The 14,275-nt window shown below is 68.6% G+C and carries 13 protein-coding genes and 1 riboswitch; of the genes, 5 read left to right on the forward strand and 8 right to left on the reverse strand.

The annotated features are described in order from the left end of the window. From FBZ89_RS23350 to FBZ89_RS23360, 3 genes are all read right to left on the reverse strand, one after another. Positions 1–795 (reverse strand): enoyl-CoA hydratase/isomerase family protein, encoded by a 795-nt coding sequence (locus FBZ89_RS23350; RefSeq protein WP_145752648.1) that lies wholly within the window; start codon positions 793–795, stop codon positions 1–3. A gap of 10 nt (positions 796–805) precedes the next feature. Beyond that, the gene (locus tag FBZ89_RS23355; RefSeq protein WP_145752649.1) at positions 806–2,413 is read right to left on the reverse strand and encodes a carboxyl transferase domain-containing protein; all 1,608 of its coding nucleotides are present in this window, start codon (positions 2,411–2,413) and stop codon (positions 806–808) included. A gap of 77 nt (positions 2,414–2,490) precedes the next feature. Continuing rightward, positions 2,491–3,669, reverse strand: a complete 1,179-nt coding sequence (locus tag FBZ89_RS23360) for an isovaleryl-CoA dehydrogenase (protein WP_145752651.1) — start codon at positions 3,667–3,669, stop codon at positions 2,491–2,493. 193 nt (positions 3,670–3,862) lie between these two features. Between FBZ89_RS23360 and FBZ89_RS23365 the strand changes: the two genes are divergently transcribed. Continuing rightward, on the forward strand, positions 3,863–4,453 hold the full coding sequence (locus FBZ89_RS23365) for a TetR/AcrR family transcriptional regulator (RefSeq protein WP_145752653.1): 591 nt from the start codon (positions 3,863–3,865) through the stop codon (positions 4,451–4,453). A gap of 152 nt (positions 4,454–4,605) precedes the next feature. Here FBZ89_RS23365 and FBZ89_RS23370 read toward each other — a convergent pair whose 3' ends face one another. Then, positions 4,606–5,358, reverse strand: coding sequence for a glycosyltransferase family 2 protein (locus tag FBZ89_RS23370; protein WP_145752655.1), 753 nt, complete (start codon positions 5,356–5,358; stop codon positions 4,606–4,608). Positions 5,359–5,376: 18 nt separating this feature from the next. Continuing rightward, on the reverse strand, positions 5,377–6,855 hold the full coding sequence (locus FBZ89_RS23375; RefSeq protein WP_145752657.1) for a capsular biosynthesis protein: 1,479 nt from the start codon (positions 6,853–6,855) through the stop codon (positions 5,377–5,379). A 326-nt stretch (positions 6,856–7,181) separates the two neighbouring features. On the opposite strand from FBZ89_RS23375, the gene FBZ89_RS23380 reads away from it, so the two are divergent. The 4 genes from FBZ89_RS23380 (at position 7,182) to FBZ89_RS23395 (ending at position 11,397) form a co-directional block, all read left to right on the forward strand. Then, on the forward strand, positions 7,182–8,129 hold the full coding sequence (locus tag FBZ89_RS23380; RefSeq protein WP_145752659.1) for an aldo/keto reductase: 948 nt from the start codon (positions 7,182–7,184) through the stop codon (positions 8,127–8,129). Between the two features lie 144 nt (positions 8,130–8,273). After that, positions 8,274–9,281, forward strand: a complete 1,008-nt coding sequence (locus FBZ89_RS23385; RefSeq protein WP_145752661.1) for a GlxA family transcriptional regulator — start codon at positions 8,274–8,276, stop codon at positions 9,279–9,281. Between the two features lie 36 nt (positions 9,282–9,317). Beyond that, a complete protein-coding gene (locus FBZ89_RS23390; protein WP_211115331.1) occupies positions 9,318–9,944 on the forward strand; it encodes a cytochrome P460 family protein in 627 nt (208 codons plus the stop codon). A gap of 136 nt (positions 9,945–10,080) precedes the next feature. Continuing rightward, positions 10,081–11,397: a TetR/AcrR family transcriptional regulator gene (locus FBZ89_RS23395; protein WP_186457525.1), complete on the forward strand. Its 1,317-nt coding sequence runs from the start codon at positions 10,081–10,083 to the stop codon at positions 11,395–11,397. A gap of 15 nt (positions 11,398–11,412) precedes the next feature. Here FBZ89_RS23395 and FBZ89_RS23400 read toward each other — a convergent pair whose 3' ends face one another. The 3 genes from FBZ89_RS23400 to FBZ89_RS23415 form a co-directional block, all read right to left on the reverse strand. After that, a complete protein-coding gene (locus FBZ89_RS23400; RefSeq protein WP_145752664.1) occupies positions 11,413–11,769 on the reverse strand; it encodes a hypothetical protein in 357 nt (118 codons plus the stop codon). A 49-nt stretch (positions 11,770–11,818) separates the two neighbouring features. Continuing rightward, positions 11,819–11,944: riboswitch (SAM-I-IV-variant riboswitch) on the reverse strand. A gap of 41 nt (positions 11,945–11,985) precedes the next feature. After that, positions 11,986–12,756: a MaoC/PaaZ C-terminal domain-containing protein gene (locus FBZ89_RS31210; protein ID WP_211115337.1), complete on the reverse strand. Its 771-nt coding sequence runs from the start codon at positions 12,754–12,756 to the stop codon at positions 11,986–11,988. Next, positions 12,753–14,264 (reverse strand): AMP-binding protein, encoded by a 1,512-nt coding sequence (locus FBZ89_RS23415; protein ID WP_145752665.1) that lies wholly within the window; start codon positions 14,262–14,264, stop codon positions 12,753–12,755. The genes FBZ89_RS31210 and FBZ89_RS23415 overlap by 4 nt, the downstream gene beginning before the upstream one ends. Between the last annotated feature and the right edge of the window lie 11 nt (positions 14,265–14,275).

Genomic DNA, 14,275 nt, shown 5'->3' on the forward strand with positions numbered 1-14,275 from the left:
TCACTTGTCCCCACCCTTTACCCAACTGGCCTTGCGCTTTTCCAGGAAGGCGGCGACACCCTCCCGCCCCTCGTCGCTGGCCCGGATGCGGGCGATGCGTTCCGCCGTGTCGCTGATCAGCGCGTCGGTCACCGGCCGGTTGGCGCAGTCGAACACCAGGGCCTTGGCGGCCATCTGGGCGTGGGGGCCGCCGTCGGCCAGCCGCTTGACCAGCGTGGCCACGGCCTCGTCCAGCTGGTCGGCCGGCACCACCTGGTGCACCAGGCCCGCCGCCTGGGCCTCCGCGGCGCTGAAGCGCTCCGCCGTCAGGAAATAGCGGCGGCAGGCGCGCTCCCCCATGGCGGCCACGACGTAAGGGCCGATGGTGGCCGGGATCAGGCCCAGCTTGACCTCCGACAGGCAGAAGGTGGCGCCCTCGGCCGCGACGGCGATGTCGCAGCAGGCCACCAGGCCCACGCCGCCGCCGAAGGCCGCGCCGTGGACCACCGCGATGGTGGGCTTAGGCGCCCGGTTCAGGGTCCGCAGCATGGTGGCCAGGCCCAGTGCGTCGGCGTGATTCTGGTCGCGGCTATAGCCCGCCATGCGCCGCATCCAGTCCAGGTCCGCCCCGACGGAAAAGCTGGGGCCGTTGCCCTTCAACAGGATGACGCGCACGTCCGGGTCGGCGCCCAGCTGGTCGAACAACTGGGTCAGCTCGGCGATCACGCCCTCGTTGAAGGCGTTGTGCAGGGCCGGCCGGTCCAGGGTGACGGTGGCGACACCGGCTTTATCCACTGTGGCAAGAACATCGGTCATGGTCTTGATCTCACATCCGGAAGACGCCGTAGGTGGTCGGTTCCACCGGCGCATTGAGGGCGGCGGAGAGGGACAGCGCCAGTACCATGCGCGTCTCGGCCGGGTCGATGATGCCGTCGTCCCACAAGCGGGCGCTGGCGTAATAGGGATGGCCCTGATGTTCGTACTGGGCGCGGATGGGGGCCTTGAACGCCTCCTCCTCCTCGGCGCTCCAGCTCTTGCCCTGGGCTTCCAGGCCATCGCGCTTCACGGTGGCCAGCACGCCGGCGGCCTGCTCCCCGCCCATGACGCTGATGCGGGCGTTGGGCCACATATAGAGGAAGCGGGGGGAATATCCCCGGCCGCACATGCCGTAATTGCCGGCGCCGAAACTGCCGCCGATGATGACGGTGAACTTGGGCACCCGGGCGCAGGCCACCGCCGTCACCAGCTTGGCGCCGTCCTTGGCGATGCCGGCGTTCTCATACTTCTGCCCGACCATGAAGCCGGTGATGTTCTGCAGGAAAATCAGCGGGATGCCGCGCTGATTGCACAGCTCGATGAAGTGCGCGCCCTTCAGCGCGCTTTCCGAGAACAGGATGCCGTTGTTGGCGATGATGCCGACGGGATAGCCCCACAGATGGGCGAAGCCGCAGACCAGCGTGGTGCCGTACAGCTGCTTGAACTCATCGAACTCCGACCCGTCGACCAGGCGGGCGATGATCTCGCGCACGTCGAAGGGCTTGCGGCTGTCGGTGGGGATGATGCCGTAGATCTCCTCCGCCGCGTACTTGGGCGCCACCGGTTCGCGCAGGGCAAGGGCGGGCGCCTTCACCCGGTTCAAATTGCCGACGATGCGCCGGGCGATGGCCAGGGCATGGGCGTCGTTCTGGGCCAGATGGTCGGTGACGCCGCTGGTGCGGCTGTGCACGTCGGCGCCGCCCAGATCCTCGGCACTCACCACCTCACCCGTGGCAGCCTTCACCAGGGGCGGGCCGCCCAGGAAGATGGTGCCCTGGTTGCGGACGATGATGGATTCGTCCGCCATGGCCGGGACATAGGCCCCGCCGGCTGTGCAACTGCCCATCACCACGGCGATCTGGGGGATGCCCGCCGCCGACATGGTGGCCTGGTTGTAGAAGATGCGGCCGAAATGGTCGCGGTCGGGAAAGACCTCGTCCTGGTTGGGCAGGTTGGCGCCGCCGCTGTCCACCAGGTAGACGCAGGGCAGGTTGTTCTCCCGCGCGATCTCCTGCGCCCGCAGATGCTTCTTCACCGTCAGGGGATAGTAGGTGCCGCCCTTGACCGTGGCGTCGTTGGCCACCACCACGCACTCGGTGCCGGAGACGCGGCCGATGCCGGTCAGGATGCCGGCGGCCGGCACCACGTCGTCATAGACGCCGTGGGCCGCCAGTTGCGAGAACTCCAGCCACGGGCTGCCCGGATCCAGCAAGTGGCGCACCCGGTCGCGGGGCAGCAGCTTGCCGCGCGACAGGTGCTTGGCCCGCGCCTTCTCGCCCCCACCCTGCTTGATGCCGGTGACGGTGGTGTGCAGGTCATCGACCAGGGCGCGCATGGCCGCGACATTGTCGGCGAAGGCGGCGGCGCGGGTGTCGATCTGGGAAATCAGCTGGGGCATGACGCGGGTGTTCCTCCCCCATTAACAGGGACGGGTTGTCAGGCAAAGGCAAAGAGGTCGGACGCGAAAGCCACCGATCAAGTGGCGCTTTCGCGGAACAGTTCACGGCCGATCAGCATGCGGCGGATCTCCGACGTGCCGGCGCCGATCTCATACAGCTTGGCGTCGCGCAGCAGGCGGCCGGTGGCGTATTCGTTGATGTAGCCGTTGCCGCCCAGGACCTGGATGGCGTCCAGGGCGCACTTGGTGGCGCTTTCGGCCGCCAGCAGGATGGCGCCTGCCGCGTCCTTGCGGGTGATCTTCTTGGCATCGGCCGCGCGGCCCACGGCGTAGACATAGGCGCGGGCGGAGTTCAGCGCCACGTACATGTCCGCGACCTTGCCCTGGATGAACTGGAACTCGCCGATGGGCTGACCGAACTGCTCCCGGTCGTGGATGTAGGGCACGACCACGTCCAGGCAGGCCTGCATGATGCCGATGGGGCCGGCGGCCAGCACGGCGCGCTCATAGTCCAGGCCGCTCATCAGCACGCGGACGCCACCGCCCACCTGGCCCAGGATGTTCTCTTCCGGCACCTCGCAGTCCTCGAACACCAGCTCGCCGGTGTGGCTGCCACGCATACCCAGCTTGTCCAGCTTCTGCGCGCAGCTGAAGCCCTTGAAGCCCTTCTCGATCAGGAAGGCGGTGATGCCCTTGGGGCCCGCCGACGGATCAGTCTTGGCGTAGACCACCAGGGTATCGGCGTCGGGGCCGTTGGTGATCCACATCTTGGTGCCGTTCAGGACGTAACGGTCGCCCCGGCGCTCGGCCTTCAGCTTCATGGACACGACGTCGGAGCCGGCGCCGGGCTCACTCATGGCCAGGGCGCCGACATGCTCCCCCGAGATCAGCTTGGGCAGGTAGCGCCGCTTCTGCTCAATGGAACCGTTCAGGCGGATCTGGTTGACGCACAGGTTGGAATGGGCGCCGTAGCTGAGGCCGACCGAGGCGGAGGCGCGGCTGATCTCCTCCATCGCCACCATGTGCTCGACATAGCCCATGGCCGCCCCGCCGTACTCCTCCTCCGCCGTCACGCCCAGCACGCCCAGGTCGCCCAGCTTGCGCCACAGGTCCATGGGGAACTGGTCGGTGCGGTCGATCTCCGCCGCGCGCGGGGCGATCTCCGCCGCCGAGAAGGACGCCACGGCGTCGCGCAGCATGTCGGCGGTTTCGCCAAGGCCAAAATCCATGGTGGGGAACGCGGCGGAGATCGACATGGCGGGCTTGTCCTCCCTGGGGGAATGTGAGATTGCTTATTTACAAACGGTCATACGTTTCTTTCGGGCGGGCCGCAAGGGTGATTTAGGGACCAAATGGGGCGTGATCTTGACGGCCGCCAGCGGCAGGCTGAAAAGTCGCGGGCACCGGCGGCCCTAAGCCCCGGAAACATCAGGGATTGGATTTTTCGGCATGGTGCGGACGGTGGGCTCACGCGGGCCCAAGACGATGGAGGCGATACGCGCGGCTGGCCTGCGCCTGATCCGGCAGCACGGCTATGAAGCCATCACCCTGCGCCAGCTTGGGCAGGAGGTGGGCATCCAGCCCGGCTCAATTTACAATTACATCCAGTCCAAACAGGAACTGCTGTTCATCCTGATCCGCGACCACATGGTGGCCCTGTCGGCCGAGGTGGCCGTGGCGCTGGAGGATGCAACCGATCCCCTGGACCGATTGCGGCGCTTCATCCGTTTTCACGTCTCATACCACATCCGCCGCACGGATGAGGTGTTCATCGGCGGATCGGAACTGCGCAGCCTGGAGGGCGAGAACCGCGCCACCATCTTGGCCATGCGCCGGGACTATGAACGCCTGCTGGTCGCCATCCTGGAGGACGGCATGGCCGCCGGCCAGTTCAAGCGCACCGACCCGCCCGTCACCGCCTACGCCATCCTGGCCATGCTGACCGGCGTATGCACCTGGTACAACCCCGCCGGCCGCATGGGCGAGGAAGAGCTGATCCTCCTGCACCAGGATATGATCCTGGGCGGGGTGGTGGCGTGATCGCATGTCAGCCCGAACCGGGCTGAAAGGACTACCTTCATCGGTGGGGCACATCACGCGGAGCCGTGAGTTCCGTTTCAAGCTAATCACAGACATCACGCAGACCGTAAACCCGGCCCGCATCGATATCCGCGATGCCTTCCGCAAACACGCTACAGTGCTGGCGGCGTCGCCGCCAGGAAGCGCGCCACCTCGGCCGGGGTGCCCAGGGGCACCACCGCCTCGAACGGCATGCGGTGCAGGTAGACGGGCAGTCCCGCCCGGATCAGGTGGTTGTAGAGCGGGGCGATATACTTCTCCCCCTTCGCCATGTTGGCCGGGTTGGCGAAGAACGCGGCATAGGATTGGGCGTAGAGGGTGAAGGAGGAGAACCAGTAGAGTCCCACGCTGGCGTCGTCGGAGATGCGCTCCTTCTCCCTCAGCTCCGCGATGCGGCCGCTCTCATCTGCGCGGGCGAAGCTCCAGGCCGCCCCGGGTCCCGGGAAGCAGGGAACCCAGCCGTCGCCGCACACGGCATCGGCGGGCAGGTGGGCCGGATCGACATGGGTGTCGATGTTGTAGACCAGCATGGGCCGGTCCGGATGGGCCACCGCGTCCCCGGCCGCCAGGGCGCTGGTGGCCTGACCGTCGGTCAGCGCGTCCAACTGGACCAGCGCGACCTCGCGGATGCCCAGGGCGGCGGCTTGCTCACGAATGAAATCCTCCGCCCCATCCTGGCGCAGGGCCACGAAGATGAAGGGCGATCCGGCCGCGATGAAAGAGCGCAGGCTGAGCATGGACCAGGCGAACAGGGTGCGGCCGTGCGCCTCGATCCTGTACTTGGGCACGGTGTAGCCGGCGTCGCGGAAGCGCTGGCCCATGCCCGCCATGGTGATGATGACCGTGGGCGGGGCGGCGGTGGTCATGAGGCGGCGAACCTTCCTTCAGGCGGCGGCGGTCGCCTGCTCGATCTCTTCCAGGATGGAGCGGGCGGTCAGGGCGAAACCTAAAATCTTCTTTGGCACATCGATGTGCAAGGGCGCCATGCTGATGAACAGCGAGGCCTCGCACAGCCGCACCAGCAGCGGGTCGAAACCCGTCTGGGCCAGGCGGTCGCGGAACTGTTCCTGCGCCCAGGCGCGTTCCCCGGCGTTGCTGGCCAGGGTCAGGCCCAGGTCGGCGCCCAGCGCCACCTCATACTGCCCGCTGTTGACGAAGTCATAACCGCCCAGGATGGAATGGGACAGCTTGGCCAGGTCGTAATAGGGGTCGGTATACAGCTCGTCCGCCGACTCCACGCCGCGCGGATCGATGAAGCGCAGCAGTTGCGTCGCCTTGGAATACAGGATGTTGGAGAAGCACAGGTCGCCATGGCCCACCACCAGCCGGTCGGCGGGGAAGCGGTCCCGCAGGCCCCCGTAGGCCGCCAGATAGCGGTCGGCCAGCGCGTCGATGCCGCCCACGGCGCGGGCCAGCAGGGGCGCCAGGTCGCCATAGGCCGGCAGGCTTTTCAGCAGGGCCACGCGCTCCACCACCTTGTCGCGGTAGAGTCGGTCCATGACGGCCCTGCCCTCCGGCCAGCTGACGCGGCGGGCCGGGCGCTGGGTGACGTAGCTGAACACCCGATCCAGGAACAGGCCGAACTCCGCCGGGGTCATGGTGCCGTGCACCCACTGGATGCCCATGTCGGCGATCAGCAGGCGTTCCATGCGATAGCTGGCGGTCTCGCCGTCATCCTGGAAGTCGAAGGGCTGCACGAAGAAGATGCGCTGCTGTGCCGGCAGCAAGCCGTAATACTCGAACTCCCGCCGCAGCTTGGCGCGGTCGCGTGACCGCTTCACCAGGGTATAGTCCGGCCCGTCGCTGATGGAATTGAAGTGGCGGGCGTCAAAGTTGTTGGCCAGGAATCCCACGAACTGCGCCGGGTCGCGCAAATCGATCAGGCCCGTGTCGGCCAGGTCGGGTGCCGTGAAGTCCTTGCGCCGCCGCGCCACGAACTCGCGCAGGCGCCCCTGGGCCAGGGCGCTCAGCGCACCCTCGGCCAGGCGCTGTTCCACCAGCACCAGGCCGGTCCACTCCGCAGCGGTACGAACGGGCCAGGCCTGGTTGCCGCTGGCCTGGGCCAAGGTCTTCAGCAGCTGTGTCAGTTGCCCGCGCGCACCAGCGGCGGCGAGATTGGCGGGGAACAGCAGGAATTGGGTGGACGCCGGGGCCGTCCCCGCCCGCTCCGCCGCCTCATCCAGGGCGGCGCGGGTGGTGGCCACCACGGGGGGGGGCAGGCCCGCCTCCTGCGCCGCCTCCTGCACGTGGCGCAGCAAGGTGCGGCGGCCGTGGATCAGGCCACCGAAACTGCCCACGCCGGTCATGCTGAGGATGTCGTCGGGAACCCGGCGGCTGTCATCGAACAGTATGGTCAGACCCATCGCGATCACTCCTCGATACCGGCACCGCCGGTGTGGACGACGCATGGCCTGACAAGAATGCAGGGATTGTGCCAGCAGCGCCGGCGCGGCGACAAGAGGCCGGCCCTACCCTTTCTGATAGACGACGGACGGGCGGTGCCCTGCGTGCGGCCACCGTGAAGGCGGCCAGGCGCGGCATAGGACGGGGGCTTGACGTTTTCCACTCGACGGCGGTCCCTGGAGAGGTCGAAGATCGGCGCAGGACGGACGGGACGGCAACAACGTCCCTTTCTCCAGACGGTTTTCATACGGTTTCCATTCCCCCTCTCTGAACCGGATCCTGATCCATGCCTGGCACCCCCACCCACACCCCGCCCGTTCCCGACGCCCAGAGCTGCCTGCACGCCGAAGGCCCGCGACTGTCGCCGCTGGTCTGGGGCGCCTGGCGCTCGCGCGAGGGGGAAGAAACCGGCACCCCGGCAAAGCTTGCCCGCTTCCTGGACGGATGCCTGCAACTGGGCATCAGCAGCTTCGATCATGCCGACATTTACGGCGATTACGGGGCGGAGGCCCTGTTCGGCCAAGCGCTGAAGGAATGGGGCGGCAAGCGCTCCGCCCTGCAGCTGGTCACCAAGTGCGACATCGCCCTGCTGTCACCGCAGCGGCCGGACCATGTGGTGAAGCACTACAACACCTGCGGCGATCACATCATCGCCTCGGTGGAGCAGTCGCTGCGCAACCTGGGCACGGATTATATCGACCTGTTGCTGCTGCACCGGCCCGACCCCCTGATGAATCCGGACAACACCGCCGACGCGCTGGATCGGCTATTGCGGTCGGGCGTGATCCGCCACGTTGGCGTGTCCAACCACAACCCGTCGCAGGTGCGGCTGCTGCAATCCCGCCTGGGCCGGCCGCTGGTGACCAACCAGATCGAATTTTCGGTCACCAGCCTGGCGCCGCTGTTCGACGGCACCCTAGACCAGGCGCTGGAACTGCGCATGCGGCCCATGGCCTGGTCGCCGCTGGGTGGCGGCGGCCTGTTCACTGGCGCCACGGAGCAGGCGCGCCGCACCCTGGCGGCGCTGGAGGCCGTGGGCGCGGAAATGGGCGTCGGCGACCCGGGAACGGTGGCGCTGGCCTGGCTGATGCGCCACCCGTCGCGCCCGGTGCCGGTGCTGGGCACCACGCGCCTGGACCGCGTGCGCACCTACACGCAGGCCGCGCACCTGAAGATGCAGCGCCAGCACTGGTTCCAGATTCTGGAGGCCAGCCAGGGCCATGAAGTCCCCTGAATAGGGGATGGTGCCATTCAGCATGGTGCCACCTGGCGTGGCCGACAGTGTCGGATGGATGTCCTTCCGTCCGGCACGCGCCCCGCCGATACTGCCCCCACGACGCGGCCGACCGGAGGGTCGGCGCGATGAGGGGGTTGGGGAATGACGCGGGCACCGGCAGGCATCGGAATTCTGGGCTATGACGACGTCAACGCCCTGGACGTGACCGGTCCGGCCGAGGTCTTCGCCAATGCCGCCGACCTGGCGGAATGGGGCGAGGCGGGCCTGCCGGCCGGCACCCGCCCGTACCGCGTCGTGCCGCTGGGCGTGAAGGCGGGGCCCTTCACCAGCGAATCCGGCCTGACCTTCACCCCGGCGCACAGCCTGGCGGCCGACGACGTGCCGGACCTGGACACGCTGATCATTGCCGGCGGCAAGGGCCTGCGCGAGCCGGCGACCAATGCCGCCGTGGCCGGCTGGCTTGCCGGGAACGCCCATCGCTTCCGGCGGGTGGCCAGCGTCTGCACCGGCATCTATGGACTGGCGGCCAGCGGCCTGATGGACGGCCGCCGCGTCACCACCCATTGGCGCCACGCCGCCGACCTGGCCCGCCGTTTCCCCCGGCTGAGGGTCTGCGCCGACGCCCTGTTCCTGAAGGACGGCGATTTCTACACCGCGGCCGGCGTCACCGCCGGCATCGACCTGGCCCTGTCGCTGGTGGAGGAGGATCACGGGCCGGCCCTGGCCCTGGCGACGGCCCGGGAAATGGTGGTGTTCGTGAAGCGCCCGGGTGGCCAGGCGCAATTCTCCGAACCCCTGCGCTTTCAAAGCCGGGCGGCCGACCGCTTCGCCGACCTGTCGGCCTGGATGCTGGGCAACCTGGACCGCGATTTATCGGTGGAGGAACTGGCGACGCGGGTGAACCTCAGCCCCCGGCAGTTTCGGCGCCGCTTCACCGCCGCCCTGGGCTGCCCGCCCGCCGACTATGTCGCCGACCTGCGCTTGGGCGAGGCTTGCCGCCGCCTGGTGCAGCCGGGCGTGAGCGTGGAGACGCTGGCCGCCGCCATCGGCTTCCGCAGCGCCGACGCCTTCCGCCGGGCCTTCCGCCAACGCTACGGGGTGTCCCCCAGCCAATATCAGGCGCATTTCTCACCGGCCGGCAGCAGCTGAGCCGTTTCATCCCACCCCGAACCACCGGAGGGCCCCATGGCCTGGTTTTCCCCTGCCCGCCGCCTCGCGGCGGCGATGCCCCTGCTTTGCCTGCTGCTTACCCCGGCGACCGGCTCTACCGCCACGGACGGTCCCGCCCCCTTCGTTCCGCAATTCGACAAGGACGATCGACTGACCTTCCCCGCCGACTACCGGGAATGGGTCTATGTCACCACCGGCATCGACATGGCCTATGGCCCCGCCATGCGCATGGGCCATTCCATGTTCGACAACGTTTTCGTGAACCGCGAGGCCTACCTGGCCTTCAAACAGACGGGCACCTGGCCGGAGAAGACCACCTTCGTACTGGAGGTACGCGGGGCGGCGGACAAAGGCTCCATCAACAAGTCCGGCCATTTCCAGACGCCGGAGGTCATGGGGTTGGAGGTCCATGTGAAAGACACCGCCCGCTTCCACGACGACGGCTGGGGCTTCTACTCCTTCGACGCGGGCAAGGCAGCCCCCCCGCCGGCGGAGCAGTTGCCGGTGGAGCAGAGCTGCTACAGCTGCCATCGGGACCATGGGGCGGTGAACACTACTTTCGTGCAATTCTATCCGACATTGCGCCCCATCGCCGAGGCGAAGAAAACCTTCAGCGCCGCATACCTGGCCGAAAAACCCTAGGCGGCACCTGCTGCCAGCCGGGGTGATCGCGGGCCGGGCCATCCTTTCGGGTCGTTGTGACATATTCTGACACGGCGCCGTTGCCGTCGTGTCGGGGATGGACTATCAGTGCGCTTCGGCAGATAAAAGCGCGGTCATGAAGCCCGGCCTGATCCCCCCTCTGGACCCGTCCCTTTCCGATTCTCCGCTGGCGGCGGCGGGAGGTTCGGCGCCATCCCGCACAGCGGCTCGGCCCCAGGACGGCACCCGGGAACGGCTGATCGACCAGGCGCACACCCTGCTGGCCCAGGGCGGTCTGAAGGCGCTGAGCGTCCGCAACCTGGCCGCTGCCGCCGGCCTGTCCACCAGCGCCGTCCCCTATCACCTGGGGGATAAGGACAGCCTGACCCAAGCCGTGTTCCTGGCCGCGGCGGAGCGTGACCGCCAAGCTTGGGCACTGTTCCGCGTTTCGCTAGGCGATGGCGGCCTGCCCGTCCACGCCCTGGCCGACGCGCTGGTGGTGCAGGCGCTGGACCTGTCGTCCCGCCAGGGCACCATCGAGTTGGTATGGTACGAGCTGATCCACCAGGCCCGCCATACCCCCGCCCTGCGCCCCATCCTGACGCAATGGTATGAGGAGCGGCGCAGCCGCTATCGCGACCTGTTCGCGCTGGCCAGCCTGCCCACCCATATCGCCGACATCATGACCCACTATCTGGTGGGCGACCGGTCCACCCTGCTGGTGGCCGGCGGCGCATCGGGCTTCGCCCTGTCGGTGGTGGAAAACATCCGCCACCTGTGCGACCCGGAGGAAGGCCGCGGCGCCCTATGGTACGGGCGTCTGCGCCGTCCCGGTGGCGCGGGCGATGACGCCGGGGAACCGGTGGGCGAGACGGAGCGGCGCATCGTCGCCGCCGCCGTGGCCACCATCATTGACCAGGGCGTGGCCGCCGTGACCCATCGCGCGGTGGCGCAGCGGGCGGGCGTGTCCCTGTCGTCCACCACCTATTACTTCCGCTCGCGCGGCGACATCATCCGCCGCGCCTTCCAGTTCATTCATGACGAGTTGCGGCGCGAAATCCCGGCGGTGCACCGCGAGCCGCCGCCGCTGGGCATCTTTCTGCGGGCCGTCGCCGACCACATGCTGACGCCGGTGGAGGGCGGACGCATCGCCGGCCGCAACGCCACCCACGCCATGGGCGACTTCGCCCTGGAAGCTTGCCGCGACGCCAGCCTGGTGCCACTGTACCTGGCCTTCCGCCAGGGCCGGGGCTCCCGCATCCGCGCGGCGCTGGATCACGTGGTGGGGCCGCAGGCCTCCCTCTCCGCCTTTCAGGCGCAGATCGTGTCCACCTGGATGCAGGGGCGCGCGCAGATCCTGCACGCCATGGACGATCCGCCCAATGTCGACGGCTACGCCACCGAAATGATCGTCCTGATGCGCTACCTGCAGCCGGCAATACCCAAGCCCTGACTGAAATCCCCGCCGTTAAAAAGCCAGGCGTCCCAGATGGCGGCCGGCCAGAACCCAGGCGCGGGCGGTAGCCAGCTGTTCGCCGGCCAGGACCCGCCGCAAATGGGTCACCCGGCGCACATGCCGCCGGCTTTCCAGCACCGTGTAGATATGGGTGTACAAGCCGTGGCGGCGGTGGACGACGGCGTAGGTGCGGGCGACACAGTCCGGCACGCCGGCAAGGGGCATGCGCTCTTCCCGCAGCAGATGCACGGTATCGCCCGGATGGCTGGCGATGCCCGGCGCGGTGCCCAGGACCGGCGTCAGCGAATCTTCTTCCGCCTGCGCAACGGTGCCGGGCGTATCGAGCGGGAAAGCGGCGGGAATATGCACGGAATGTCCACTCCAAACCGAACGGACCCGGCATGACGCGACCATACGCTGCGACCCACTTGGTTGCCGCCGCCCGGAAAACCGGGGGCCGCCACATCTCCGCGTAAACGCGGAAACCACCTTGCCTGGGTTGGCAGGTTGGTGCGGGACGCCGGCCCCGCTCCTGATGCAACAGTGCCGGCACGAATACCGGCGGCTTGTGGATACGCCCAACCGTCAGGACTGGCAAGCAGCCAATTGGGCATGGCTGGCCCAGTCATCCCGCGTCCAGTGCGGCGCCAGCACCAGGGCGCGCCCCGTGGCGACGATCTCGCCGTCGCGCCCGCTGTCGTGGATACGGCAGACCGTGGCCAAATCCACCAGCCGCTTTTCAGGCCGCAGGCGGATGATGGCCACGGTGGCGGACAGCGCCGCATCCAAGGGCACGCGGCGCCAGAACACCGTGTCTTGCTTGAGGTAGTTGGTGCCCGGCCCCGGCAGGCGGACACCCAGCAGGAAGGAGAAGAGGCTCAGCACCAGTGGCTCGCGCAGGCGATGGCCGGTCAGGCGCTCGTAAAGCGCCAAATCCTGGTCGGCGTAGAGGCGGGTGACGTGGGCGACGGCGCCCGGCGGCGGCTCGCGCCAATCCCCATCCGGCGCCAGCGGGGCCAGGGTGGCCACGCCGTCGCATACCGCCTGGCCATCCGCCTGCCGCTGGGCCAGCAGGCGCACATGGGTATCGTCCTGCAGGTCGGCGCGGAAGGTCAGCGCCTCGTCCGCGTAGGCCGGGGCCGGGAAGGTCACGGCCAAGCGGGCCAAGGGCTGACCCGGCCGCGCGTCGGCGGCCAGGCCGCGCAGCAGGGCGCACAGCAGCGCGCCATGCGCCACGGTGCGGCCGAAGCGGGTACGGGCGGCGTGGCCGGGGTCGACATGGATGGGGTTGTCATCGCCCGACAACCGGGCGAAGGCGTGGAAATCGTCCTGGGTCAGGGCGCGGGTGAGGATCACGACGCCAGATCCAGGCCCGGCGGCGGCACCAGGCGATGCTTCTGGATCTTGCCGGCGGCGGTGCGGGGAAAATCCTCCACCAGCACGAAGCGGCGCGGCACCTTGTAGCCGGCCAATAGTCCGCGGCAATGCCTGGCCAGGCTGTCGATGTCGGTACCGGGCTGGGCGCGGACATGGGCATGCCCCACCTCCCCCCACACCGGGTCGGGCACGGCCACCACCGCCACCTCCAGCACGCCGGAATGGCGCAGCAGCGCGTTCTCCACCTCCACCGGGTAGACGTTCTCCCCGCCCGAGATGAACATCTCCTTCAACCGCCCCACGGGGTAGTAGTAGCCGTCCTCGTCCTGACGCACCAAATCGCCGGTGCGCAGCCAACCGTCGGGGGAAAAGGCGGCGGCGGTGGCCGCCGGCTGCCGCCAATAGCCGGGCGTGACCGCGGCGCCCTTCACCCACACCTCACCCACTTGGCCGGGGGGTGCGTCCCGCCCGGCCCCGTCCACCACCCGCACACGGCAGAGGATCTGCGGCTTGCCGATGGACCCCACCTTGGCGGCGGCCCCGGCCGGGTCGTTCAGGAACAGGGTGGGGCCCGTCTCCGTCATGCCCATGCCGTTGCACACGAACGCGCCGCGCTCGACGAAACGGCGGGCCAGCGCATCCTCCAGCGGGGCACCGCCGCAGGCCCAGCGCCGCACGACGCCCAGGTCGGTGGCGGCGAAACGGGGATGCAGGGCCAACTGGCGATAGACGGCCGGCACGCCGAAAAAGGTCGTGATGCGGCCCCGGGCGATCAGATCCAGCACGGCACCAGCGTCAAATTGCGACTGCACCATCACCTCACCCCCCGCCATCAGCAGCGGCAGGGTGTGCAGGTTGATGCCGGCGGTGTGGAACAGCGGCAGGTAGTTCAGGGTGCGGTCGTTCTCCGACAAATCCACGCCCTGGCGCAGATTGACGTAATTCGCCATGGCCATGCCGTAGGTGTAGAGCACGGCCTTCGGCTTCCCCGTCGTGCCGGAGGTATAGAGCAGGTACCAGACGTCATCGGCCGGCCAGACCTCGCGGGACGGCAACGGCGGCTGCTTCGCCACCAGGGCTTCGAAGTCATCGTCCAGATCGACAAGGGCCGGCCCACCGGACAGGGCCTGGGCCGTGGCCCCATCCTCGCTCCCATGGAACAGCAGCCGGGGTTGGCAATCGGCCAGCACGGGGGCCAGTTCCGCCGCCGGCATGCGCCAATTCAGCGGCACCAGCAGGCAGCCCAGCTTGGCGCAGGCGAACAGCAGCGTGAAGAAATCCGGCCGGTTGCGGCACAGCACCGCCACCCTGTCACCGGGCTCGGCGCCCAGGGCGGCCATCAGGCTGGCGGCACGCGCGGCGCGATCGTCCAGGCCGGCATAGGTCAGCGACCCGCCGGCCCCTTCGCCAGCAGTGAGGTCCACCAGGGCCCTGCGGTCCGGCGACAGCCGGGCGCGCTGCGCCGTCAGGTCGAACAGATCCCACATGATTTGGCGCC

This window comes from Nitrospirillum amazonense (genome assembly GCF_007828045.1).
Classification (GTDB): domain Bacteria; phylum Pseudomonadota; class Alphaproteobacteria; order Azospirillales; family Azospirillaceae; genus Nitrospirillum; species Nitrospirillum amazonense_C.